Origin of the sequence: Candidatus Thiodiazotropha endoloripes (assembly GCF_001708965.1) — a bacterium.
Classification (GTDB): domain Bacteria; phylum Pseudomonadota; class Gammaproteobacteria; order Chromatiales; family Chromatiaceae; genus Thiodiazotropha; species Thiodiazotropha endoloripes.
In genome coordinates this window covers 797,331-821,374 of the sequence record NZ_LVJW01000003.1, presented here as the reverse complement: position 1 = coordinate 821,374, position 24,044 = coordinate 797,331, and the positions used below count along the sequence as shown (strand labels likewise).

Sequence of the window (24,044 nt, the reverse complement as noted above, 5' to 3'; positions counted from 1 at the left end):
GCGAACTATCCGGTAACCGGGTCAATGGGCTGACAGATTGCACTCAGGACCGATCAAGATCGAAACTGATCACATCCCGGATGTTGTCACTTTCTGTCAGCACCATCATCAACCGATCGATACCCAGTGCCACTCCGGCACAGGGGGGCAGACCTTGTGCAAGTGCCTGCAGCAACCATTCATCCATGGGGACGCTTGACCGTCCCTCCTCCATGCGCTGATTATTATCCTGTTCAAAACGACGCTGTTGCTCTGCAGAATCATCCAACTCATGAAAGCCATTGGCAATCTCTATTCCCGAGATATAGAGTTCAAAGCGTTCGGCCACTGCGGGTGAATCGCCACTGACTTTTGCCAACGCCGCCTGACTGGCCGGATAGTCATAGAGAAAAGTCATCTTCTGCTGACCCAGGCCAGGTTCGATCAGATGACTCAGCAACAGATTGAGCCAACCATCCCGGTCCAATACCAGCGTCTCAATGCCGGGCAGACGATGATCGATGGCCGCTGCTCTCAACTGCTCGATGGTAGCATTGTGAGGATCCACCTTCAGACTTCGCTGGAAGGCTTCTGCATAGCTCAACCTCTCAACAGGAAGCACTTCATCACTGAGCAGGTTGACCAGTTCAGCCACCTCGTCGATCAGTTTATGATGGTCAAAACCGGGGCGATACCACTCCAGCAGCGTGAACTCCGGGTTGTGTCGATCCCCCAGTTCACCTTCCCGAAAGACCTTACAGATCTGATAGATCGGCCCGCTGTCGGCACACAGCAGACGTTTCATCGGAAACTCAGGGGATGTGTGCAGGTAGAGGGGAAGACCGTACGCGGCTTGCGGACCTGTGTATCGGGTCTTGAAACTGTCGATGGCGGGATCGGTGGTGGCGAAACGGGAACAGACCGGGGTCTCGACCTCGAGCACCCCGGCCTGCCAGAAAAATTCTCTGATCTCCCGCAGCAATTTTGCCCGGCGACGCATCATGCCAAGGGAGGCAGAGGGTCGCCATTGATCCAATTGGCTCATGGCAGGAAATCAGATCGACCTAATCATCCTTGGCTCGGGAGACATACTCACCCGAGCGGGTATCCACCTTGATCGACTCACCAATCTGCACGAACAGCGGCACCCGAACCACAGCACCGGTCTCCAGGGTGGCCGGCTTGCCGCCACTGCCTGAGGTATCGCCTTTCAGACCCGGGTCGGTGTCTGAAACACTCAACACCACGAACTTCGGCGGCTCGACGATGAGCGGTGTGCCATTCCACAGGGTCACCATGCAGAGATCCTGCTCCTTGAGCCATTTGGCGCTTTCGCTCACCGCAGCACTGTCTGCACTCACCTGCTCGAAGCTCTCCGGATCCATGAAGTACCAGAACTCACCATCGTTATAGAGATACTGCATGTCGGTCTCATGCACATCGGCACCTTCCACGGATTCACCCGATTTGAAGGTCTTTTCCAGAACCCGGCCGGTCTTCAGATTGCGAATCTTGACCCGGTTGAAAGCCTGCCCTTTGCCAGGCTTGACGAATTCGTTTTCAATAATAGAGCAGGGGTCGCCATCCAGCATGATTTTCAGACCACCCTTAAACTCATTGGTGCTATAGCTAGCCATGTCATCCTCACGAAACATTTTAATTGCGGCGCACATCATACCTGAGACGAGGGCCGGTGTGCAGTTGCCTGCCTGGCAAACGGCCCTGGCGGAGGCATTCAAAGACCCTCAGGGCCTGCTCAGCCATCTGCAGCTCAAGCCGGAGAACCTGGCCGACCGCCAGCTCGCACAGCGTCAATTCAGCCTCAAGGTGCCACGACACTACGCCAATCTGATGACCAAAGGGGATCCGCACGACCCGCTACTGCGCCAGGTACTGCCCTGCCGTGAAGAGATGGTCGATACACCAGGATTCATCGACGATCCGGTGGGGGACCTGCAGGCGAAGCAGCAGCCAGGGCTGCTACACAAATACCAGGGTCGGGTACTGATCCTGACCACCGGCGCCTGTGGGGTGCACTGTCGCTACTGCTTCCGGCGCCACTATCCCTATCAGAATGGCACCGCAACCCCAGGACAGTGGCAAAGCATCCTCGACACCATCCGACGTCAAGCCACGATCCAGGAGGTGATTCTCAGCGGTGGAGACCCACTGATGATCAATGACCAGCGGTTGGAGAAGATGTTGGCCGAACTGCAAGCGTTGCCGCAACTCAAGCGCCTGCGCCTGCACAGCCGCCTGCCGGTGGTGCTGCCTCAGCGGATTACCCCGGAGCTGCTTGAGTTACTGAGCAGCAACCGACTGCAGGGCGTCATGGTGCTGCATGCCAACCACCCCAATGAGATTTCACCGGAACTTGCAGAGGCGTGTGAGAAAATGCGTGCCGCCGGAATCACCCTGCTCAACCAGTCCGTGCTGCTGAAGGGGGTGAATGACGATGCAGAGACCCTGGTCAGGCTGAGTGAAAGACTGTTTGAGATCGGTGTCATGCCCTACTACCTGCATCTGCTCGACCGGGTCTCCGGAGCGGGCCACTTCGAAGTTGAGCCCGATCGGATCGAGCTACTTAAACGGCAGTTGCTGCAACAACTGCCGGGCTACCTGGTACCGAGGATGGTCAGGGAGATTGCCGGGGAGGCTTCAAAAACCCCGGTTTAATCCCAATTCACTGCTGACTTATTCTGATAAAGATTTGAGAAAAGAACGAAAGAATAATCAGACTACCAATCAGGAGAGAGTGTAGCTCCCCTCGCGGGAGAGGGGCCGGGGGAGAGGGGGAGTACCCGACAGCTCCATCAATCACCTGAGCTTCACCCTCTCCCCAACCCCTCTCCCATCAAGGGAGAGGGGCTTTTAAGGTCACTTCTGAATCAATTGAGAAATAACAGGATAACCGTGACTCCAATCACCTAGTTCAACCTTGCAGCTATCCGGCCTGCGACAACCCGTTAAGCTCCTCCATCGGCCACCTCGGAGTAACCGAGAAGCTCAATCCGTCATTCTCACCGGCCATCAGCCGCTGGCACCCCGCATAGGCGATCATCGCCCCATTGTCGGTGCAGAACTTCAGTCTGGGGTAGTAGGCTGCCCCACCCTCCTTGGCCATCATCTCGCCAATCCGTTCACGTAAACGTTGATTGGCACTGACCCCCCCCGCCATGATCAGGCGCTTGATGCCGGTCTCGCGTACCGCACGCCGGCACTTGATCATCAAGGTGTCCACCACCGCCTCCTCGAAGGCACGGGCGATATCGGCCCGGGTCTGCTCTGGTACCGGCTCCCCCTCCGTTTTGGCAGCATCCTGTAAGGTGTTCAGGGCAAAGGTCTTCAAACCACTGAAACTGAAATCGAGACCGGGACGATCGGTCATCGGGCGGGGAAACCGATAACGCTCAGGATTCCCCTGGGTCGCCAGTCTGGAGAGCTCCGGCCCACCCGGATAGGGCAGATCCAGCAGTTTAGCGGTCTTATCGAAGGCCTCGCCGGCCGCATCGTCCAGGGAATCCCCCATCAAATGGTAGTGGCCGACACCCTGCACCTCCACCAGCTGGGTGTGCCCCCCGGAGACCAGCATGGCGATGAAGGGAAACTCCGGAGGCTCTGCCTCCAGCATCGGCGCCAGCAGATGCCCCTCCATATGGTGTACACCGATGGCAGGAACACCCCAGGCCCAGGCCAGACTGCGCCCCACCGAAGCACCGACCATCAGCGCCCCGACCAAGCCGGGTCCTGTGGTAAATGCTACTCCGTCGAGGCTCTCCGGGCCGATATCCGCATCCGCGAACAGCTGCCGGATCAACGGCAGCAGCTTCCGCACATGGTCCCGGGAAGCCAGTTCCGGAACCACCCCACCATACTCCTGATGAATCGCAATCTGACTGTGCAGGGCTTCCGCCAGCAACCCCTGATCATGGTCATATATAGCAACCCCGGTCTCGTCACAGGAGGTCTCAATACCTAGAATTCGCATAGTGATGTGGATTTAAACCGATTTTTTTACGCCACACCTTTGCAAACTGGGGTGGCAATGAGTAGAATTCCCGCCTTTCGATTGTCGGCGAAGCTAAAAGTAGCGAGGATACAGCATAGATGCCAAACGTACACGTTAAAGAGAACGAACCATTTGAAGTTGCCATGCGCCGTTTCAAGCGCTCCTGCGAAAAGGCCGGTATCCTTGCCGAAGTCCGTCGCCGTGAGTTCTATGAAAAGCCCACCTGGGAACGTAAGCGCAAAGCTGCTGCTGCCGTAAAGCGCAACCTGAAAAAGGTCTCTCGCGAGAGCCGTCGGTTCGAACGTCAGTACTGATCGCTGATCCAGTCAGACCCTCACGGACTCCTCCATGTTGAAACAGCGCATCCAAGATGATGTCAAGGCGGCCATGAAAGCCAAGGACAAGGAGCGTTTAGGCACCTTGAGGCTGATCACTGCGGCAATCAAACAACGTGAGGTCGACGAACGGACAGAACTTGACGACAGTCAGGTTCTGGCCATCCTGGACAAGATGATCAAACAGCGCCGGGATTCGGTGGAACAGTACGAATCCGCCGGTCGTCAGGAGCTGGCAGACCAGGAAAAAAGCGAAATCGCCATCATCGAAGACTATCTCCCTGCCGGTCTGAGTGACGAGGAGGTCGCCAGCATGATCGAAAGCGCCATTCAGGAAGTCGGTGCGGCCGGTATGCAGGATATGGGCAAGGTGATGGGCAAGCTCAAGCCAGAGATGCAGGGGCGGGCTGACATGGGCAAGGTCAGCGGCCTGGTCAAACAAAAGCTGGCCGGATAACACCCCTCTGAGGCAGTTCTCTCAAGATTCGGTTATCCTTGCTGTCAGGGCCTCCACTGGAATGGCCGACTGACTACTATGGCAGGCAAGATCCCCACACACTTTATCGATCAGTTGCTCAATCGGGTTGACATCGTCGATGTCATCAACCGACGTGTGCCACTTAAGAAGGCCGGCAAGGAGTTCCAGGCCTGCTGCCCTTTTCACGACGAAAAAACCCCCTCCTTCACCGTCAGCCCCAGTAAACAGTTCTACCACTGCTTCGGTTGTGGCGCCCACGGTTCGGCGATCGGCTTTCTCATGGAGTATGACAACCTGGGATTTGTCGAAGCGGTTGAAGAGCTGGCCCAGTCCGCCGGACTGGAGGTCCCCAGAGAGGGAGGACATGAGCAGGGCCCCGACTTAAGGCCACTCTATGAGCTGATGGAAAATGCCGCTCGCTTCTACCAGCACCAGCTCAAACACCATGCGGAGAGCCCCGCTGCGGTGGACTATTTGAAATCGAGAGGCATGAGCGGCCAGATCGCCGCCAGCTACGGGATCGGCTTCGCCCCACCCGGCTGGGACAACCTGACCAGTACATTGGGCAGCGATAAAAAAACGAGTCTGGAGAGGCTCAACAAGTGCGGCCTGCTGAGTGAAAGCAACGGAAAACAGTACGACCGTTTCAGAAACCGCATCATATTTCCGATCCGGGATCCACGCGGCAGAACCATCGGCTTTGGCGGCCGGGTGCTGGGCGACGACAAGCCCAAATACCTGAACTCTCCGGAAACCCCCCTGTTTCATAAAGGCCGGGAACTCTACGGCCTATACGAAGCCCGACAGGCCAACCGGGAGATCAGCAACCTGCTGGTGGTCGAGGGCTATATGGATGTGGTGGCGTTGGCGCAACACAACATCCACAATGCCGTGGCAACCCTGGGAACCGCCACCACCCACGAACACCTGGAGCTGATCTTCCGCAACTGCCCGGAAGTCATCTTCTGCTTCGATGGGGATCGGGCCGGCCGTGATGCGGCCTGGAAGGCGCTCAACACCAGCCTGCCGCTGATGCGGGATGGCCGGGAAGTCAGGTTTCTGTTTCTGCCCCAGGGCGAAGATCCGGATACCCAGGTACGCAAAGAGGGCAGCGAGGCCTTCCTACGGCGTATCGAAGCATCCACACCTCTCTCCGAATTCCTCCTGCAACACCTTTCATCTCAGGTACACATGGAGAGCATCGACGGCCGCGCCAAACTGGCCCAACTGGCCAAACCCCACCTGGAGAAGCTGCCCAAAGGGGTATTCCGGCAGATGATGTTTGAGCGACTTGAAGAGCTGGTCGGCCTGAAAGCGGGGCATCTGGACAACAGCCCAACCACACCCCAGCGGAAAGCGGTCAAACCGACACCAAATAAGCCTCAGGCACCCACTCCGATCCGCACCGCTATTGCACTTTTACTCGACCACCCCCATCTCTATGAAGTGGCCGATGAGGTCTCCGCAGACTGGCAGGAATGGGATAATCCGGGCATCACAATTCTCAAGCAACTACTTGAAATTATTAGAACTCAACCTACGCTTAGTAAAGCAGCTCTGATCGAGCGCTGGCGGGACACAGACTACTTTGCCCATCTCAACAAACTGGCTCAGGCGAACTACCAATTTGACCTGCCTGGGATGGATCAGGCCACAGAGTTTCGTGATGCACTTCACAGATTGAATGAGCAGTTTCATAAACAGAAACGCCCTCAATTGGGGAATATTCCCCCAAGTGAATTGTCTGAACAGCAGCTTGAAGAGATAAAACAGCGTTACCCGGGAAAGATACAACAGGATGAAAACAAATCGTAAACCAGAGCATCCCAATCTGTAGCTAGTGCAACAATATGAAAATGTGCTAATATGGCGAGTTCAGTCTCGGCATAACCAACCTCGTCTCACAACAAGGTAGAAGATGAACCAGGAACAGCAGCAATCTCAATTAAAACAACTGATTGCAAAAGGTAAAGAACAGGGTTTCCTTACTTACGCGGAAGTTAATGATCACCTTCCTGAAGGCATCGTTGAGCCTGAACAAATCGAGGATATCATTAGGATGATCAATGACATGGGCATCACTGTCCATGAGTCTGCACCTGACCTTGAAGACAACACCCTGAGCGACTCGGCTGTCACCACCGACGAGGATGCCGCAGAGGCTGCTGCAGCCGCCCTGGCCAGCGTCGACAGCGAATTTGGCCGCACCACCGACCCGGTACGCATGTATATGCGTGAGATGGGTACCGTGGAACTGCTCACCCGTGAAGGCGAACTGCGTATCGCCAAACGTATTGAAGAGGGCCTGAATCAGGTCTCCGCCGCCCTGGCCACCTTCCCTCCCACTGTCGATCTGCTCTGCACCCAGCTGGAAAAGGTTGAAGAGGGTGAGGCCCGTCTGGCAGATATCACCAGTGGTTTCATCGATCCCAACGAACCGGATGAGATCCCCACCCCGGTACAGCCCCAGGCCCTGAAAGAGGAAGCCAACGGGGACAACCAGGCAAACAACAACGATGACGACGACTCTGAAGATGACGAACCGGAGAATACCGGTCCGGACCCGGAGGAAGTCGCTGCCAAGGCCAAAGAGCTGCGCAAGCGCTACAACGCCCTCTGCACCTCACTGAAAAAGAACGGCCGGGCCAACAGCAAAACCCAGAAAACGGTGGATAGCGTCTCCGAGACATTCCTCGAATTCAAACTGGTGCCCGCTACCTTCAATCTCCTGGTCGCCACCCTGAGAGACATCATCGAGCGCATCCGTAACCAGGAACGCATTATCATGCATCTCTGCGTGGACAAGGCGCGCATGCCACGTAAAGAGTTCATCGCCTCCTTCCCGGACAACGAGACCAATCTGGAGTGGATCGAAGACCAGCTGAACAGCGGCAAATCCTATGCGGAAGCCCTGCAAGAGCACAAAGAAGAGATTCTGCGCACCCAGAAGCGTCTGGTTGCCATCGAAGCCGATTGCCAGCTGAGCATCGGTGAGGTCAAAGAGACCAATCGCAAGATGTCGATCGGTGAAGCGAAAGCCCGCCGTGCTAAAAAAGAGATGGTCGAAGCCAACCTTCGACTGGTGATCTCGATCGCCAAGAAGTACACCAACCGGGGCCTGCAGTTCCTCGACCTGATCCAGGAAGGCAATATCGGCCTGATGAAGGCGGTGGATAAGTTCGAATATCGTCGCGGCTACAAATTCTCGACCTACGCCACCTGGTGGATCCGTCAGGCCATCACCCGCTCCATTGCGGACCAGGCCCGTACTATCCGTATTCCGGTACACATGATCGAGACGATCAACAAGCTGAACCGTATTTCGCGCCAGATGATCCAGGAGATGGGCCGCGAAGCCACTCCGGAAGAGCTGGCGGAACGCATGGAGATGCCGGAAGACAAGATCCGCAAGGTACTGAAGATCGCCAAAGAGCCGATCTCCATGGAGACCCCCATCGGTGACGATGAAGACTCCCATCTTGGCGACTTCATCGAAGATTCCGGTGTGGTATCCCCCATCGAATCGGCCACCGCCGAGGGACTGGGAGAAGCCACCCAAAACATGCTTGCCGGTCTCACCAGCCGCGAAGCGAAAGTATTGCGCATGCGCTTCGGCATCGACATGAATACCGACCACACCCTGGAAGAGGTGGGCAAACAGTTCGACGTCACCCGTGAGCGTATCCGTCAGATCGAAGCCAAGGCGTTGCGCAAACTGCGTCACCCTTCCCGCTCCGACAGACTCCGCAGCTTCCTCGACAACGATTAAACCTGGATTGGAGATAGGTCATCACCAGCTATACCGGCGGTGATGTGATCTGTTAGAATCCTGCCGTTTTCGGGCCCATAGCTCAGTTGGTTAGAGCAGGGGACTCATAATCCCTTGGTCCTAGGTTCGAGTCCTAGTGGGCCCACCAAAAATCAAGTGGTTAAGTCTAAATTAGCCTCTCTTTGGCCACCACATAAGGCCTATCATCCATCTTTTTTGTCTACTTAACGTCTACTTTTCTGCTATTCTACTCACCAGAGCACGGGATATTGGTAGACGCAGATGAATATCAACAAGACCTTCATCAACTCTCTGACAAATACTCAGGGCAGAGCGAAAGAGTTACCCGATAAAGATACGTTCTATCGCGATAGCGGTCTAACCGGGTTTGGCCTTAAAGTCTCAAAAAGTGGCGTGATTTCGTTCATCTACGAAGGACGTATCAAGAACAGCAGGTCCAGAAGGATCACCTTGGGACGCCACCCTTCCCTACCCCTCGACTCCGCAAAAGACAAGGCCTTAGAAACCCAGAGACTCATGAAAGCAGGGATAGATCCTGTACAACACAGAATTCAGCAAAAACAAGAACTAGACCAACTAAACGCTCAGCATGCGGTTCAACAATTTACGTTGCGAGAACTCATGGAGGACTATTTCAAATACAAACCGGAGACAACAGAAAGATGGTATCGACCAGTCCTTGAAAACCTCTTTTCAGGCCTCCTAGGGCGCCCTGTACGAGCGATCACCGCCGAAGACATAGCCGAGATCTATTACCAAAAAGCAATCAGAGAAAACCATCCTGCGCAGGCCAAGAAAGGCAATCGATACCTCAAGGCAATATGCAATCATGGTCTAAGAAAAGAGATAAATGGTATTGGCATATTGGACCGAAACCCCGTCATTTTAGCAATGAGCCAGCTCCCCGCAGAGGAAAGCAAACCACTTCCCCCTAAAGAGCGTTTCGTCAATCAAGAACGACTCTTTGATTTCATCCGGGCAATCATTACAGAATGCCACGAGACAGCCAGAGATCTCCTCCTATTCCTTCTGTTTACCGGCGTCCGTGATAGTGAAGCTAAAAAACTCAAATGGGATAAAGTCAATTTTCACGATAAAACCTGTACTGTTATAGCCAAGCGCAATAAAGATCATACACTTCCAATGGGACCACTGATCTATGCCATGCTACTAGCTAGAAGCACAGACCAATCCCCAACGGGTTATGTTTTCTCGAACCGAGGCAACTATTCACACATAGGCGATCTTCGTAAGCAGTTTAGAAAAATCACTCAAAAAACCGGTATAGAGTTCAGCCCGCATGACCTGAGAAGGAGCTATGCCACTTATTTAGAAGAGGATCTGAATGTATCGGATTCGCAGATATCCCGCCTATTAGGGCACTCTCAGCAAGGCGTCACAAAGAAGCATTATATAAAATCCCAGGCTACGAACTACAAAGACGAAGCAAGCCGTCTTTACACCTGGATTACCAGTCTAGGGGACTGGAGCAGAGATAGCGGAAAAGGGATCAGCCGATTAGATCTAGAAAACCTCTATGAAGGCACTGGAGCAGTTACACCTGAACTATCTGAGATTTATGCAAAATTCGAAGAATCTTGGAGCAATGATGGTGCCGCATATATCCACACGCACTTACATGCTTTTCTGTACCGCAACAAGATCTTATCAATTGACGAATACGACAAGCATTATCTTGACGATCTATTCGATCTGGAATTCCTCGAACCTTACGATGACGAATTTTCTCAAATGACAGAGACGCAAGCACATCCAACTCCACGGCGCGGGAATGAATAAGAACCCCCTGAAAATGATACGCACGCCCAACGGGCCAGGCATACACGAATAAAACTACTCGTATTAGCCATACATAAAGCTTTACATTATTAGTATGTTATGATATAATATTGAGGTTTGATTAGAATTGCATTAAGGGCGCATTTGTCCTTATTCACCGGTAGATTACACATATACAATACTTTTGTCAACTTTAATTTTATTACGGGGGTAATTATGGGATTTGAACTTTATTGGAAGCATCGACGTGAGATTAACGATCAAAAATTGGCTGCTATCGAGGATGCTATCCAGAAACTGATTGATTTAGGGAATGGGCAGAACGGAATAGCTGAAGGACTAAATACACTAGGCATCACCACAATAAATGGTACTCGATGGAATCAGCCCAAGGTCAGTCAATATATGAAACGCCTCGGACTAAAGACAAAATTTGTAGCTTGAAATCACACTTAATCAGGGAGTTTGGAACAGGATGTTTTTTAATGATGGGGGTATGTCTTCCACATACCCTCAATACAGATAACAGACAGTGTTTTTTGCCTGCTATCTGACGTTTATGTAGGAGTTCTAACTAAGGAGAATATATGAATAATCAATTAGTTATAACAGTATTTAACAATGTCCACTCTCAGCCCAATGAGGCGGTAGTAGTGGATAATCTAGCCCAGAGCCTGATCTCTATGGATGATATACATCCCGTAGACGAAGTGACTCAGACTTTAAAAGAACACAATACACAAGCTTACACCCTCTGTACGTTCAAGGATTTGGATTCGGCTGCCCATTCAAACATGGATTTGATCTACGGAGTGGTTTTGGATATTGATGATGGCCATGCCAGTTTTGAGCTGATTCGAGGTGTGTTGAGTGAACTCGACATCGAGTGCTTAATCCACACAACAGCTAAGCATACCCAGGCGATTCCAAGAATGAGGGTAGTCATCCCGTATCTCGAACCACTGGTTGGTGTAGATGCAGTAGCACACCATAGAGCGGTGTGGGATCACTTCAACGATCTGCTCGGTCCACTGGATCCTGCAGGAAAGAATCCTGCCCAGAAATGGTTGTATCCCAAATACATTCTGGATGGTGAATCATTTCTTCATGAGGTGCCACCAGGCAATCACCGTTTCAATCCTCACACGGTGAAGATACCTGACAAAATTGTTCCTGAGCAGCCAGAACAAACACAGATTTCAACTTGGTCACCGCAAAAAGATGAGCTGAGCCTTTATCTTGAAAAAATTGACCCTAGTTGCACCCGTGCAGAATGGGTGGAGGCAATTGCTGCGGCCTTAAATACCTATGGGCGTTCTGTAGAAGTCATTGATACGCTTGATGAGTGGAGCCAACAAGCACCTGATAAGTATGATCAAGAGACCTTTTACAGGGTTGTTGAAAGTATCCGAGATGACCATCCGAACAAGGCTGGCATCGGTAAGCTCCGATATCTTGCGGGGATAAATCCCACTGCAGATCCCGAAAAAAAGCAGGATATCAGGATTACCGCTGATGATCTGGCACTACTAGTCGAGGACGAGTATCAATCTAAAGCGCTGGAACTTACTCACAATACTTTTGAGCGAACTTGCAACCTTCTTACAAAATACGATAATCAGGTAAATACTACTCACGCAAGAGCAATTTGGGCGATCACAGAAGGCTTAGCCTATGCCGCTTATTCGAGTAAGCCCATTAGAGTAGCTTACCCACTGCCTACTGGGATGGGTAAGACCACGACTTTCCGTAGCTTTGTAAGCTCCATCTATCACAAAGATCTAGAAACCTCAGTAGCCTATTGCGCTGAACGAATCGAAGATCTGGCATCGCTCAAAAACTCAATGATTGAAGACGGGATACCTGAAACGGACATAGGTTTATTGCATTCATCAGGACATATACACAAAGAGATCCCCTCAATTGATATAACAGAAGCTGAAGAGTATCAATTCTTACTGTTAGCTCATGGTCGTGTTCAACATAGATTCACCAATCCTGATAGATACCTCTACTTTCAGGGTCGTAAAAGGGATCTGATCGTATGGGACGAAGCGCTGGTTACCACCCAAGGTAACTACCTGGATATTGATCAGGTTAGAGGGGATATTGCTAAATGGAAAGACATCTATCAGACCAGAAAGGCCGAGGGACGTGTTAGAAAAGGGTTTGAAGAGCAGTATGATTATATGGACAGTTATCTTGAGACAGTAAAAGTTCGATTGGATCCTGAACAGTATGAATCAGAGATAGATATGCCGGATTTTTCAGATGATCGAATGATCTATCTCAGATGTTTGAAAACGATACTTGGCAAGAGTGGATCAACAAACCTGGAACGATTAGTTGAGCAAGCTGGTTCCAGCGGGAAACTGATTCGAGCGCACAGTAATAAGGCTTATATCAACTTTGAAGTGGTTGTACCGGATGAAGTGAAAAAGATAGTAGTGTTGGATGCCAGCGCTGAAGTAAACCAGCTAATGCAGTATGACAAGAGCGTCAAGTTGGGTGATATTGGACATATTCAGAAAGACTATGAGAACGTTACTTTGTATCATGCGCCCGTGAAAAGCAGTAGGGACTATCTGAGTCAGGAATTCCGACAAACAGCTGAGAGTAACCTCTATTTGAAAGAGCTAGGGCATATTGTGCCAAAGCTGATACCTACCGGGGAAGACTTCCTGGTTTTTACGTACAAAGACCGGAATGATGTCAATTACAAAACCCAGATATTGGAATATTTAGACACCCTTGGACTTGGATTCAGGGAGCGCTGTCATGTGATTACCTGGGGCAACGAGCGAGGGAGTAATCTCTACTCACATGTCAAATATGCTGTGACTCTAGGGGTGATCTATCGTGATCCCTCCGAGATAGCTGCCTCAATAGTTGGACAAAGCAGAGATTTGGCCTATTCAGTGGACAATAAAGAGATCAAGAGAGTATCTGATAGTCTACAGGCTGACATTCTGTATCAGGGGCTATCCAGGGGTAATATGCGGCACGTGATCAATGGAAAAGCAGGCAATATGATATGCTGGGTTTTGCATAAAGAAGAACACGCAATGAACCTCCTGCTAAGTGTCATGCCCAATGCAAAAAAGATGGTATACACCCCAAAACACTTAGCTCTGCATGGTATCTCTGATGCAGTATTAGATATAGCAGAGAGGATAATTGCTTATCTTAATTCTCTTCCTGATTCTGAAGGAAAGTGCTCTATCAAGAGCATTACAAAATTTCTTGGCATCACACAGACAAATAGTCGTACCTGGAGAGATGCAATAAAGCGAGTAGAGAAGCTTCAATATGAGTGGACTAGACCTTCAAATGGACAATCTTTCCTTAGGCGTAAACCCCTGTCAAATCAGGCCCATTAGGATAACAAGACTTATCTCCCATATTTGCGAATCAGACAGATAATACTCGTCGTACAAAACCCTTACCATGTTCCATAATAATACTATTGGAGAGTGGTAGGGGTTGAGGGTCTTGTATAATGTGAGGCTGAGATGTAGGGGTAATGTAAATGCTATAGTCACATGTTCCGATAAACTCCGTTAGTGTTGACTCTAAGGGTATATGTTAGATTGCGTGGCAACGATGGAAGCACAGTACTAGTTATCAAGCTGTATTACTCTCTATATATGTCAATTAGAGGCCGCATATTCACAATGAAGGAATAGCACACAGAGTAGTTATGAGCAGTACCGGAAAGAACAAAAAACTGTGGTCAAAATGACTTGACCACAATACTTACAATGTTGCTTTGATATGCTTGACTTTCCAGAGCTTGTAGTAATAGCGACCTGATCTGACAGTTACCGGATTATCCGGAAGTGACTGTCATCTTAAGTTCAATTCAAGAACTTCTCCTGTCAGATTTGTTTGCCTTTTTCCCAGGTTATCATAGGTGTGCAACCACAGCACATCTTCCCCTGATGGGTGCGATCATAATTGTAGCATTGGAGCCATTCGTTCAGATCCGTCTGCAGTGATTCGAGGTCCGAATAGATCTTCTTACGTAACGTTACCTGTTAAAACTCCTGCAGAATGGCTTGTGGAAGCGCTCGCAGATACCATCGGTCTGCGGCGATTTGACCCGTGTCTTGGCATGCTCAATGCCATTGATCACCAGATTAGGTATCCACAAAGGCCTGCTGATAAACCCGTCCATCACCTTTCAGGGTGCCGAGGTAGAAAGTGTCTTGTGAACCTAGATAGCCTGGATGGGCCATTTTGCTTTATTACAGGCTTCATCATCCAGCTTTTTCTCTTCCAGCACCTGCAACTGGGCCTCCGTTAACACCAGGCCTACCTCAGCCATTTTCACTTCCAGCACCTTAAGACGATACTTGATATTCGACAGACCATGAAACAACCAGATGTGACGAACACTACGGCCGGATACAAATACACCAAGTTTCTTAATCTCGGTACTCGTACGAGTCTTGTCATGGGCAGGAGAATCAATCACAGACAGGCAGCCGCCTCTCTGGCCTCATCGATGTGATTCTTGATATTGGGCTTGGTGTCATTTTTATCCAAAAGTACTTCAACACCACCTTCCTCTACAACCGTTTTATATCAATAAAAGGCGTCTCTCGACAGCCCCATGACTTTGCAAGCCTGGGAGACCTTATTGAGTTCTTCAACCAGATTCAGCAGACCAACGTTGCGTTTAATGATTCTTTCGTTACTATTGATCATGAGGGTTACCTCTTGAGTTATTTTGACAAAAGTTCAGACTTCAATCAAAACCGGCAACCCATATCTATTCAGGGGATTGTTCAGATTTGGCCTAGGCTACTCCAAGTCATTGATGCTTTCTACGCCTTCAGTGATAATAGATCTGCTAATGACTTTACGTGTCCCATCTTGTGGGCTCCGGCTTCGATAAGGGAAACGATCACTTCCTGCATAGGTTTATTGATTTTCACTTCAGATATATATTGCAATACTACTGCCTCGTATGCAGCAGCATACTCTCCGAACAAAACATCCTTAGATAGAACCTGTCCATCTGAGTCCGAGACACTAGCGTTCTTTAGACTTGTCCCATCTTCAACCGCGAGCATCAATGCCATTCTAGCTAGTATGTTGGGAGTAACTCCAGTCATACCCTTCATCATCCGGAATTTATCTGTAGCGGCTTTAGATAGTGTTACTGCCCTAGGCAACATCAGACTGCCCCCTGTAAATCTAAGTTTCTTTGTTTCCAGAAGTATCCTTCTTCTGCGCACGTATGACCATATTGAGGTGAGTACCTCAGTTCAAATGCATGAGATATACTTTTCGATAGATCAGCATAAAAAGACTCATCCACCTCGGTATCTGTTGACAGTATAATCACCTGATGGCTAGCAGCTGGAAAATAGTGGTTGACCAAGTTTGAGCGATGAATGGAGTCAAGGCGACCAAGTGGAGTATCAATGATGATCGGCAAGTTCCTGCCAGAGGTTCTTGCAAGTGCCTCTAATATCGCAATTGCATAAATCTGTTTCTCACCTGCCGATAACTCATTCTTATCAACTTCAGTTCGATCTGCTCTCAGTAACTTTACAGAAAAGTTTTCTGGATCAATAGATGCCACATAATCAATATCATCCTTCCTGGTCAGCCGATGAAACGATTGAATAAACTCGTTTTCTAGGTCTTGTACTTTGCTCTTCGCTATCTCAGCCGCAAAATCTTTCAGCAGCCCTCGTGTACCATTGGCGTAGGCGGTGGTTCGGTCTTTTTCTTTACCAGCGGTCAGTAGAGAGGACTCCTGTTCAAGCTTTCTCGCCACGACAAGTGCTTCTCTTAACTTATGCTTATGATCCTCTATATGCTGTCTTTGCTTCAGCTTGCAACTACCTAGGAGCTCATGTGTCTTGCCGATCAGGTCGACGATTGGCTGAAGCTGTTCTTCAGACGGTGCTCTGGCAATATTTTTTCCTGCCACGTCAATCTTATCTTGGGTTGCCTGCATTTGTTTCGCTAAAGCGACAGCCTTTTTTCTGGCAGCACCTTTGGCATTTCTCATTGTTTCAAGAACCGTTGCTAATGCCCTTCCGGATACTCCGTGAATTAGTTCTTGGTTGTCAGCTAAAGACAATAACTCGTCAAATTCCTCATTGATCGTTTTGCGAACCCTCGATAGTTGTTCATCCTCTAAGATCTTGCATAATCGCTTATCCAACGCCGTCAATCTTTCCGTAGCCAGTTTACTAGCCGCGACTAACTCCATCTGCTTGGCCTCGCGCTCAAGCTGTTGGCATGTCCGCTTCATTAATTTGGTTGCTAGTGACAACGGATACGAACCATCAAGTACTTCACGAACTTCTTTCTCAATCTGTCTCTTCTCTTCGGATAACTCCGCTTCTTTTCGTATTTCATCATCTCTTGTTGCTGCCCAAGCTCCACCCTTTGAAGATAACTGCAACTCTAGCCTCTCCAACGTTGCCTTTAGCTCAATTTCCTGCGGCTTAAGCTGCTCGTAGTGGGAAAGTGCCTCTCCTGCTGCGTTCTCCAGTTCACAGAGCTTGGCCTCAAGTTGTTGCATCCTTGCTTTGACCTCTTTGGGTGCTGCTTGTTTAGAAAGGCCGCGAAGAAATATGCCCAAATCAGCATCCAGCGTTTCGATTAAGTCCAAGCCAAGAAGCTTTTTGATGGCTTCTCCTAGTGCTTCGCCAGTAGCATCTTCGGCAAGATCGGCAATCTTCTCGCCATCGAAAAAGAAAAGGTCAGACACTCCAATGGGAACGAGTTCATTCAAGAATCCCTGACAGTGTTCAGCTGTCATGTTTGGTAAAAGTTCGCCATCCTGAGTGATGGAGAGATCTTCTTTAATCCCGCTGGAAGTCAAGCGCCAAGAACGTTTAATAATGTATTGCTGAATAATACCCATCGAGGCGTAGCTGAATGTCAATTCCACTACTGCAGAATCTCGGCCCCCTTCGTCTCCTCTAGTGCGGTGAATGCTTCTTTTGAGAAATTCATCATACTCTCGCTTGGATACATTAGACCCAAGTGACATCCGTCCATATAAAGCGAGACGTATCGCGGACAGGATGGTTGTCTTTCCGGCGCCATTCAAGCCGCCAAACAAGATGATAGGTCGCTTCTTGTTGTACTTGACGCGAGGTTGCAGATCGAACTGATGCTCTCCATCGAAAACTCGGAAGTCTCGCAAGGTTAGGTTTTCTATAATCATACTGTTGGGGCCTTATCGTACGCCTCTTGTAAAGTGCGGATCTTTTCACGCCAGGCGGAATTTGTTTCAAACTCCAGCTCCCGATATTCAAGAGCCTCATCAATATCCCAATCTTGCCGCAACACCATCTCTAACTCTCGCATAATACCAATGCGTTTTCCAAGGCCACTTTTTGATAACTCCACTTCTAGTAGTTTCGTTACCAGCTCAGCTGGTACGCCATAACGCTCACCGAGGTCACGTAATAACAATGCATCTGGTGTAGAGAATACTCCTGCGTCATTGTCAACCCATTCAATGCGCTCGCCAAACACTTCGCGATAAATTTGTGGCAACGAATCTACAACATCAGGTTCGATCGGATCCCTAAGCCATTGCTGTCGAATAGATTGAAGCTCTTCTTTACGAATCAACTCGAAGCTATGACCAGATACCTCGAGTTGCTTTTGTATCTCGAGCAAATCTTTCAGCCATCTCTGCCGGTGTTCCATTTTGTATGGACCGGGAATATGACGAACTTTAATGTCATCTTTTTCATTGCCGCGGGTATGACGGTAAGTCACGCGATTGGTCCGTCGTTTTACATGGCGGTAAGCAGAGGCATTTTTTGGGTCTATCGAGTCATACAGCTTGTTGCGAAAATCCAATAATGGTTGCATCCATGCGTTACCTGTTTCGATAAGACCATGAAGGGCTCGGTCTTCGCTAACAACAGTACAAGTCCAACAACCAAAACGAGAGTTACCACATGAGGGAGTGCTAGTATCGATAACCAAAGGGCACTCGCCCTGATTAGAGCCTTTATAAAGCTCAAACAACTCAGCATTATCACCACCCCACGGGCAAGGTCCTGCCATGAGGTACTCCCACACCTCGTCTGCGCTCCAGTTTTCGATAGGCATAAAAGTATAGGCGTTAGGGAGTGTTGTATGCCGACTTAGCGCTGAATTTCTTATTCTGTGCTTAGCAATCACCTGCGCGCGAGATGCACTTTCCTGGCGACGAGAACCCAGAACGACAATTACTTCTCCGAATTTTGCCACCTTGTCGGTTATGAAGTCACTGACCGGATCGATTTTCATACGCTCCGTACACCAACGAAATGATTGCTTAGGTGCAGGATAACCACGCCCAAGTAGATTAACCCAAAAGGTTTGATCCATCTTTGGGTGCACAGCATGCGCTGAGACAGGAAGATTACCATACCGTGCTGATTCATTTACATTTCGAAGTACCTTCTTGATTAAATCAACAACGACTGGCGTTTCTACCAAGGTATCGGAAGAGACTACGTATACTTGTTTTCTGCGTTGGTCTGTAGTCAATTGATTAAGCATCGTGAATACCAATGACAGCACGACAGTAGAGTCTTTTCCCCCGCTAAAACCAATAATCCATGGCCTGGTATCAGCCAGATAGACCTCTTTCATTCCATTGATGATCTCTTGTAAGGGCTGTTCCGCGATATTCAGCGTACTAACGGCTTTATCGTGCGCCAGGTAACTATCAATCGGCAAGGACTGAGTCATGGCGCGTACTCCTGCTCAAAACCCTCTTCCTCATGGGTCAATGGAACTTCTAACTGCTGCTTGATAAAGTTACCCGTCAGCACGACCTTCACACGAGCCTTGCTGATACGTCCGTTCTCCATAGAGCGCTGCATCCAGACTTTGTTGGTTCTGAGCCAGTCGATTCCTGATAACTTCTTCAATTTGCGTTTCCAGGTGGTCCCCTTCATCTGTATGAGGTCCGCACCCAAACTACCCATCGCCTGCAACATCACACCATGGGCATGTACGTACTGCTCCCTCAACTCTGAGGTCGTCACCCTTTTCTCAAGAGCAGATTGCCAATCAGGCATGTTGGCAGCCACCTCGTTCCAATAAGCAACAGCTAGTTCTTTCTCGTCTTTAGAGACCAGCTCCTTAGGCGATTTACGTAACAGTGCCTTGGAGGCGTTCTTTATACTGCTAAGCGTGAAAAGCTTGGTACTACGATTAGAGATACTGGATTTCTCCATTTCAGTAAGGCGACTGAAAACATTAACATTTTTTTGGACGTGCCTTGCTAAATCAGAAAGCGAATCACGCTGATCGTATAAGGTGCTGATAGAATCACTAGGTCTCACTGCGTGTTTGTTGAGATCCGCAAACATTTGTTGGCTACGAGCTAAGCCCTGGTCGATGAAAAACAGTACGGAAATGTTGTCGTGCGCGAGCTCTGGGTTTTCTTTTATGGCCTCCTCAATGGCCGCACGGCGATGTTGCCCGTCATTGATTAAAATTTGGGCATCCATAGGTATCGACAGAGTACCGATATTCTGGCCATGCCCTGTATCAGCCAAGGGCTCGAAGTGAACCACAGCATCCACCGAAGCGGTCAATGATGACAACGTGTAATTTCGAGCATTGTCTACGAGGTAGGTGGATATCTCTGGTATCCGAGATCGATTCAATACACGCTGCGCACGGAGCTCCGCAGGCACCTCCTCCTCATCGAACTTGAACAGTTTCGGCACAATTCGCATCGGGCACATGGCTATATAGCAAGGCCGGCCAGCTTGTACCCCACGGATAGCTGGAAATGTATTCGAGTAGCCGGTGTCATTCATTTTCAAAAACCCACTAGAGACTAACATGGAAGTTTATTGATAGTAGAGGAAGTGATAGTAAAATTCAAGTTAACTTCCATGCGATAGTTAAAAAACACCGCTTCGCAGGAGGCGAACGCCAATCATCCGAAAATTTTGCTATTCATTCTCATATAATTAGATAATGAGAGAAGCACACTTAATGTCACAAAGAAAAAGTGGTATTAGGATTTACTCTTGTTACCTTCCCATGTAGCGGGAATTGACCTATAAAAATGGTATTGGTATTTCCGGATAAGAACAATGACCGTCTACTTTCATGGCAGTTTTGGCCTAAACAGATCTAATTTTGTTGCCGTCTTGCAGGCCGCATTACAAAATCCCTCTTGGGACGACACCGAGCTAGCAAAACCTCTAGGATACGGTAAACCATTTGCACAAAAGTACCGAAGCTGGCTCCACAAAGTTGGGCTCATAGAGCAAGGAATGCCGGTTAAACTCACCCCCAAGGGGGCGGCAGTTTGGAGTCACGACCCAGGCCTGAACTCATCTGTTTCGCTGTGGTTTCTTCATCACGAGCTAACCACAGATCCTGAACGCGCAGAAGCATGGCATTATTTCGCCCACAATTTCTTACCCAAGCACCCAACCTTCACTAGTAGAGAGTTACTGGACGGTCTCACAGGGAAGCTACGCAGCCACAGTGAGCAGCATTTTGGGCCTGGTAGCCAACTGAATAAAGTAATCTGCCGAAAAATCCTAGATGCATATACTCAGAGGTCAGGGCTGGGTGAGCTCAATTTAATCAGCAAAAATAACAACTTGTTTGTTCGAGGCGAACCTCGGACTTTAGGGCCTTGGAAATCTGTGTCAGCTATCGCTAAAGCCTACCAATAACATTGGACAGTCGAACTGCTTCAAATAGCAGTCAAACCTGTCAATCCGACAAAACACACTCGACGCCCTGGCGCTATTGTTTGTCTATGCGAGTTTCGACAAGGAAGTTTATGACCTGAAATGGACGTTAATTTATTCTATATAGAACATCCCATTATTTGACTGCACTAGGGTCCACAAACATAATGATGATTTGGTTGCCTACAATTATGCAGAACAGACAGTGCCTATATCTCTGCCATTAGACCGCTTGTCTACGGTACACGAAGGCACCTATAAATATAATCATTCCGGCTACTTAGTACATGATCAACATAAACGCACAGATGACACTTCCCCGCCGCCCCATTTACTAGCAACTAAACTCCCTGGCCCTAGGTTAGGGCCCCGCAACAGGATACAAGCGAGCAGCCGTGCTGCGCGCCAGGCGTAGGTCATGAGAAACTAGGAACTCCAAGGTGATCGAAGTAGGTAATACTGATAACCGAAATATACTGCTTGGCAATCATGTACCACCAAAAGCGTGTGTATGCAGTATCCCGCTGGACCACCATTGGCTTCGTGAGAAGAGCATATAATTCCACAGTGCATCGTTGAGCCTCCCCTCCTCTGCTTGAGCTAGACGGACCATGGCCGGTGCTGCAGTGGTTCAATCAGTCTACGATAGCCAGTAGTAGGCTTTACGACAGAGCGAGTAGAAGCATAATCAGCCCGCCACCTAAAGCATGCAGCGACTTTCCGCACGTAGGGGTAGCTGATTGATCGGTTTCTTGAAGGCCTTCAATGGTAAAGCGGTAACCTTCCGTTTCGGCTCGTTACTCTAGGCCAAACCAGAATCACACCAGAGACACTTACGACCACGCACACTTGCTAACACGTGCTTGGTCCCGTTGACACTCATGAGTAGCTTCGCTCCACGCTTCCTCCTCAAGGTCGGTCACCATTCAACCTGCGTCTTCAATTCGTTGTTGTGATCAATTAAGGGTAGGATTCGCACCGACATTAGTGCGCCTGCGTTTAAAGCACATGAAAAAGCCCCCAAAACGGGGGCTTCGTGGATCAAAAGCTAGTCATAATTAAACTAGCATGAAATTCTCAGAGATGCTCAACGACCCTGTACATGTTCTGTACCAGTTCATATGAGCCCTTCTCTTTACCCACTTTGGCCGGGTCATACTCCTGCCCACGGATAATCGCCTGATAGCCACTTTTCAGAACTACCGACAACTTCTGCCTGATGAACTCATCAGGGTCCTTACTCCAACGAACTTCGTCACCATCGACCTCGACCAACTCAGCCAAACTAACAACTAATGGATACATAAAACCATCTGGATAACTCCAGTTCACGTTGTGTTGATAATACTTGGTCTTCGCAGGATGACGCATGTATGATTTTTTGTCACTTTTCCACTTCGCGGGATCCAGGGTACGCACACTGTTAATGCGTCCAAACCCAGGGCTTGCCTTGTTATACGCATCAGGCAGACGGGTATAGATTAGGTCATGCAGCCGCGGGAGATCGTTGATCAGGGCAAGGGCAGACTTCACCATTGGGTCAACAACTTCGACGATGCGATCACCCGTGACTTGCTGTGTGACTCCCTTTTGCTTCATGAAGTCATTGTAGAGTTTTACGCACTGCCCTTTAGACGAGAACAGAACGGACGGAGCATCCTTGAGCTGCTTGGCAACAGGATATTTTCCAGCCGGCAAAGCAGACAAAGGGATAAGAGCTAATGACACGAGATCTGCTGCCTTCAAACGACCACCATCATTCTCCTTCCACTCAACGTCATCACGAATCGCAGGGTCCATGTTTACCTTCAGTTCGTCATACAGCCCGGCTTTGTTGGCCTTTGCTGTTTCCTTGAGTTGAGCATTGTTGTTTCGAGCAGCGCTAATAGGAAGGACCGAGTCCTCGAAGTCCTGCTCGCCTGATGGGGCATCCGCCGGATGTACGATCTCGATCGGGATGAGAATTTCCGGCAGCTCAGTACGCTGCTTTTCAATTTCAGTCAGATGCTCGGACCAGTGTTTTTTCAGATCCCCCCAATCACGCACCTCTCTCACCTTGTCGTAACCGGTATGCTCGAGAATATAGCGACCTATGGCGAAGGTATTGTGCCCTCCGTCCAAGACCCCTTCTTTCTTCGGGTTCGCTACCTGGATCTGGAAACGAGACCGCTCGAGAGGACGAACTCCTCTCGCCGCAAACAAGATGCCTTTAGACATAAACTGGAACAGCTCAGGGGTTTCATGCAACGTTGCAACAATGTCGTCAGCCACCTGGTTTTTCTTTGCAGTCCTGGGGTTTGCATCCAAATCCGAATGAGTGATCAGGTCAGCAAACGTTGAAAGGGTTGCATTACCAGTCAACTTACTCACTTTCCCATTTTGAGACTGGGCGTCTTTGATTCTTAGAATAAATGAACTCATGACGAATCCCTTATGTAAATCAGGGTAAATTTCATGAGGTATGGAAGGATAGATCATCCAACTTTATTAGAGAGGACATTATCGCCTGCCAAACCTCGCCGGTTGGCTGCCTTACGGCTACCGCGTCCCTTACCAGGGACTCTAGCTACTGCTCCATCCGGAGCTCACCCATCATCCGATAGGCAGTTATAAGTTAGCATCCATCTTGTGACCTGTCAAACTGTGTCAAGACATGGCAATCACACACAACGGGCCGCAACCCACCACCTGCCCAATTCTTGTAAACAAGGGCAATTCTTTCGTCTCGAAAATCGAAGTGATTTTGTATCTCTTACCGCTACTACCTATTACCCTGATTTCCTCTGGCGTGCATTTTCAGGCTGTTTATATTAGTTTGAATTGAGTCATTATTAGTTAGCAGGTATCCCCTTGAGCCAACAAGCGAGGAAACGTTTCGGCCAGAGCTTCCTTTTCGCACTATCCTCCATATTACGTCATGATCTCTCATAAAAGAGGGACATCAAAAACG

Annotated in this window: 17 protein-coding genes, 1 tRNA gene and 1 pseudogene; 10 read left to right on the top strand and 9 right to left on the bottom strand. The window is 49.4% G+C overall.

The features are described from left to right. Nucleotides 1-43: 43 nt before the first annotated feature. Nucleotides 44-1,024, bottom strand: a complete 981-nt coding sequence (gene epmA, locus A3193_RS03750) for an EF-P lysine aminoacylase EpmA (RefSeq protein ID WP_069014116.1) — start codon at nt 1,022-1,024, stop codon at nt 44-46. Between the two features lie 19 nt (nt 1,025-1,043). Beyond that, nucleotides 1,044-1,616: an elongation factor P gene (gene efp / locus A3193_RS03745; protein WP_069005288.1), complete on the bottom strand. Its 573-nt coding sequence runs from the start codon at nt 1,614-1,616 to the stop codon at nt 1,044-1,046. On the opposite strand from efp, the gene epmB reads away from it, so the two are divergent. After that, nucleotides 1,615-2,655 (top strand): EF-P beta-lysylation protein EpmB, encoded by a 1,041-nt coding sequence (gene epmB / locus A3193_RS03740; RefSeq protein WP_083218282.1) that lies wholly within the window; start codon nt 1,615-1,617, stop codon nt 2,653-2,655. The two genes, efp and epmB, sit on opposite strands and share 2 nt — an antisense overlap. 268 nt (nt 2,656-2,923) lie before the next feature. On the opposite strand, the gene tsaD is transcribed toward epmB, so the two are convergent. After that, on the bottom strand, nt 2,924-3,967 hold the full coding sequence (gene tsaD / locus A3193_RS03735) for a tRNA (adenosine(37)-N6)-threonylcarbamoyltransferase complex transferase subunit TsaD (protein ID WP_069014115.1): 1,044 nt from the start codon (nt 3,965-3,967) through the stop codon (nt 2,924-2,926). 119 nt (nt 3,968-4,086) lie between these two features. Between tsaD and rpsU the strand changes: the two genes are divergently transcribed. The 8 genes from rpsU (at nt 4,087) to A3193_RS03695 (ending at nt 13,771) form a co-directional block, all read left to right on the top strand. Further along, nucleotides 4,087-4,302 carry a 30S ribosomal protein S21 gene (rpsU, locus tag A3193_RS03730; RefSeq protein ID WP_068988292.1) on the top strand — a complete coding sequence of 72 codons (216 nt, stop codon included), beginning with the start codon at nt 4,087-4,089 and terminating at the stop codon, nt 4,300-4,302. Between the two features lie 34 nt (nt 4,303-4,336). After that, entirely contained in the window at nt 4,337-4,780 is a 444-nt protein-coding gene (locus A3193_RS03725; protein ID WP_069004809.1) for a GatB/YqeY domain-containing protein, read from the top strand. Between the two features lie 78 nt (nt 4,781-4,858). After that, nucleotides 4,859-6,616, top strand: a complete 1,758-nt coding sequence (dnaG, locus tag A3193_RS03720) for a DNA primase (RefSeq protein ID WP_069014114.1) — start codon at nt 4,859-4,861, stop codon at nt 6,614-6,616. A 103-nt stretch (nt 6,617-6,719) separates the two neighbouring features. Continuing rightward, nucleotides 6,720-8,570, top strand: a complete 1,851-nt coding sequence (gene rpoD, locus A3193_RS03715) for an RNA polymerase sigma factor RpoD (RefSeq protein WP_069004807.1) — start codon at nt 6,720-6,722, stop codon at nt 8,568-8,570. Between the two features lie 71 nt (nt 8,571-8,641). Beyond that, nucleotides 8,642-8,718: transfer RNA gene (locus A3193_RS03710), tRNA-Ile, on the top strand. Nucleotides 8,719-8,852: 134 nt separating this feature from the next. Next, the gene (locus A3193_RS03705; protein WP_069014113.1) at nt 8,853-10,391 is read left to right on the top strand and encodes a tyrosine-type recombinase/integrase; all 1,539 of its coding nucleotides are present in this window, start codon (nt 8,853-8,855) and stop codon (nt 10,389-10,391) included. 216 nt (nt 10,392-10,607) lie between these two features. After that, on the top strand, nt 10,608-10,835 hold the full coding sequence (locus A3193_RS03700) for a hypothetical protein (RefSeq protein ID WP_069014112.1): 228 nt from the start codon (nt 10,608-10,610) through the stop codon (nt 10,833-10,835). Nucleotides 10,836-10,978: 143 nt separating this feature from the next. After that, on the top strand, nt 10,979-13,771 hold the full coding sequence (locus tag A3193_RS03695) for a PriCT-2 domain-containing protein (protein ID WP_069014111.1): 2,793 nt from the start codon (nt 10,979-10,981) through the stop codon (nt 13,769-13,771). A gap of 498 nt (nt 13,772-14,269) precedes the next feature. Here the strand turns inward: A3193_RS03695 and A3193_RS03690 are convergent. From A3193_RS03690 to dndB, 5 genes and pseudogenes are all read right to left on the bottom strand, one after another. Next, nucleotides 14,270-15,101, bottom strand: a pseudogene (locus tag A3193_RS03690) (helix-turn-helix domain-containing protein). A 119-nt stretch (nt 15,102-15,220) separates the two neighbouring features. Beyond that, entirely contained in the window at nt 15,221-15,574 is a 354-nt protein-coding gene (locus tag A3193_RS03685; protein WP_069014110.1) for a DndE family protein, read from the bottom strand. Further along, nucleotides 15,574-17,589, bottom strand: coding sequence for a DNA sulfur modification protein DndD (gene dndD / locus A3193_RS03680; protein ID WP_069014109.1), 2,016 nt, complete (start codon nt 17,587-17,589; stop codon nt 15,574-15,576). The genes A3193_RS03685 and dndD overlap by 1 nt, the downstream gene beginning before the upstream one ends. After that, complete coding sequence (gene dndC, locus A3193_RS03675) at nt 17,586-19,118, bottom strand: DNA phosphorothioation system sulfurtransferase DndC (protein ID WP_069014108.1); 1,533 nt, start codon at nt 19,116-19,118, stop codon at nt 17,586-17,588. Before dndC ends, dndD begins: the two co-directional genes overlap by 4 nt. Then, the gene (gene dndB / locus A3193_RS03670; protein WP_083218547.1) at nt 19,115-20,200 is read right to left on the bottom strand and encodes a DNA sulfur modification protein DndB; all 1,086 of its coding nucleotides are present in this window, start codon (nt 20,198-20,200) and stop codon (nt 19,115-19,117) included. The genes dndC and dndB overlap by 4 nt, the downstream gene beginning before the upstream one ends. Before the next feature lie 282 nt (nt 20,201-20,482). Here dndB and A3193_RS03665 point away from each other — a divergent pair, with 282 nt between their 5' ends. Further along, a complete protein-coding gene (locus A3193_RS03665) occupies nt 20,483-21,076 on the top strand; it encodes a DUF4007 family protein (RefSeq protein WP_069014106.1) in 594 nt (197 codons plus the stop codon). A 1,095-nt stretch (nt 21,077-22,171) separates the two neighbouring features. Here the strand turns inward: A3193_RS03665 and A3193_RS03660 are convergent. Beyond that, nucleotides 22,172-23,515 (bottom strand): AIPR family protein, encoded by a 1,344-nt coding sequence (locus A3193_RS03660; RefSeq protein ID WP_162273728.1) that lies wholly within the window; start codon nt 23,513-23,515, stop codon nt 22,172-22,174. Nucleotides 23,516-24,044 lie beyond the last annotated feature (529 nt).

Excerpts from the sequence above, each read along its gene's own strand:
- A3193_RS03665 (WP_069014106.1), top strand. The coding sequence starts at position 20,483 with ATGACCGTCTACTTTCATGGCAGTTTTGGCCTAAACAGATCTAATTTT.
- A3193_RS03700 (WP_069014112.1), top strand. The coding sequence starts at position 10,608 with ATGGGATTTGAACTTTATTGGAAGCATCGACGTGAGATTAACGATCAA.
- dndB (WP_083218547.1), bottom strand. The coding sequence starts at position 20,200 with ATGAATGACACCGGCTACTCGAATACATTTCCAGCTATCCGTGGGGTA.
- dnaG (WP_069014114.1), top strand. The coding sequence starts at position 4,859 with ATGGCAGGCAAGATCCCCACACACTTTATCGATCAGTTGCTCAATCGG.
- efp (WP_069005288.1), bottom strand. The coding sequence starts at position 1,616 with ATGGCTAGCTATAGCACCAATGAGTTTAAGGGTGGTCTGAAAATCATG.
- rpsU (WP_068988292.1), top strand. The coding sequence starts at position 4,087 with ATGCCAAACGTACACGTTAAAGAGAACGAACCATTTGAAGTTGCCATG.
- epmB (WP_083218282.1), top strand. The coding sequence starts at position 1,615 with ATGTCATCCTCACGAAACATTTTAATTGCGGCGCACATCATACCTGAG.
- rpoD (WP_069004807.1), top strand. The coding sequence starts at position 6,720 with ATGAACCAGGAACAGCAGCAATCTCAATTAAAACAACTGATTGCAAAA.
- epmA (WP_069014116.1), bottom strand. The coding sequence starts at position 1,024 with ATGAGCCAATTGGATCAATGGCGACCCTCTGCCTCCCTTGGCATGATG.
- tsaD (WP_069014115.1), bottom strand. The coding sequence starts at position 3,967 with ATGCGAATTCTAGGTATTGAGACCTCCTGTGACGAGACCGGGGTTGCT.
- A3193_RS03660 (WP_162273728.1), bottom strand. The coding sequence starts at position 23,515 with ATGAGTTCATTTATTCTAAGAATCAAAGACGCCCAGTCTCAAAATGGG.
- A3193_RS03705 (WP_069014113.1), top strand. The coding sequence starts at position 8,853 with ATGAATATCAACAAGACCTTCATCAACTCTCTGACAAATACTCAGGGC.
- A3193_RS03695 (WP_069014111.1), top strand. The coding sequence starts at position 10,979 with ATGAATAATCAATTAGTTATAACAGTATTTAACAATGTCCACTCTCAG.
- A3193_RS03685 (WP_069014110.1), bottom strand. The coding sequence starts at position 15,574 with ATGTTGCCTAGGGCAGTAACACTATCTAAAGCCGCTACAGATAAATTC.
- A3193_RS03725 (WP_069004809.1), top strand. The coding sequence starts at position 4,337 with ATGTTGAAACAGCGCATCCAAGATGATGTCAAGGCGGCCATGAAAGCC.
- dndC (WP_069014108.1), bottom strand. The coding sequence starts at position 19,118 with ATGACTCAGTCCTTGCCGATTGATAGTTACCTGGCGCACGATAAAGCC.
- dndD (WP_069014109.1), bottom strand. The coding sequence starts at position 17,589 with ATGATTATAGAAAACCTAACCTTGCGAGACTTCCGAGTTTTCGATGGA.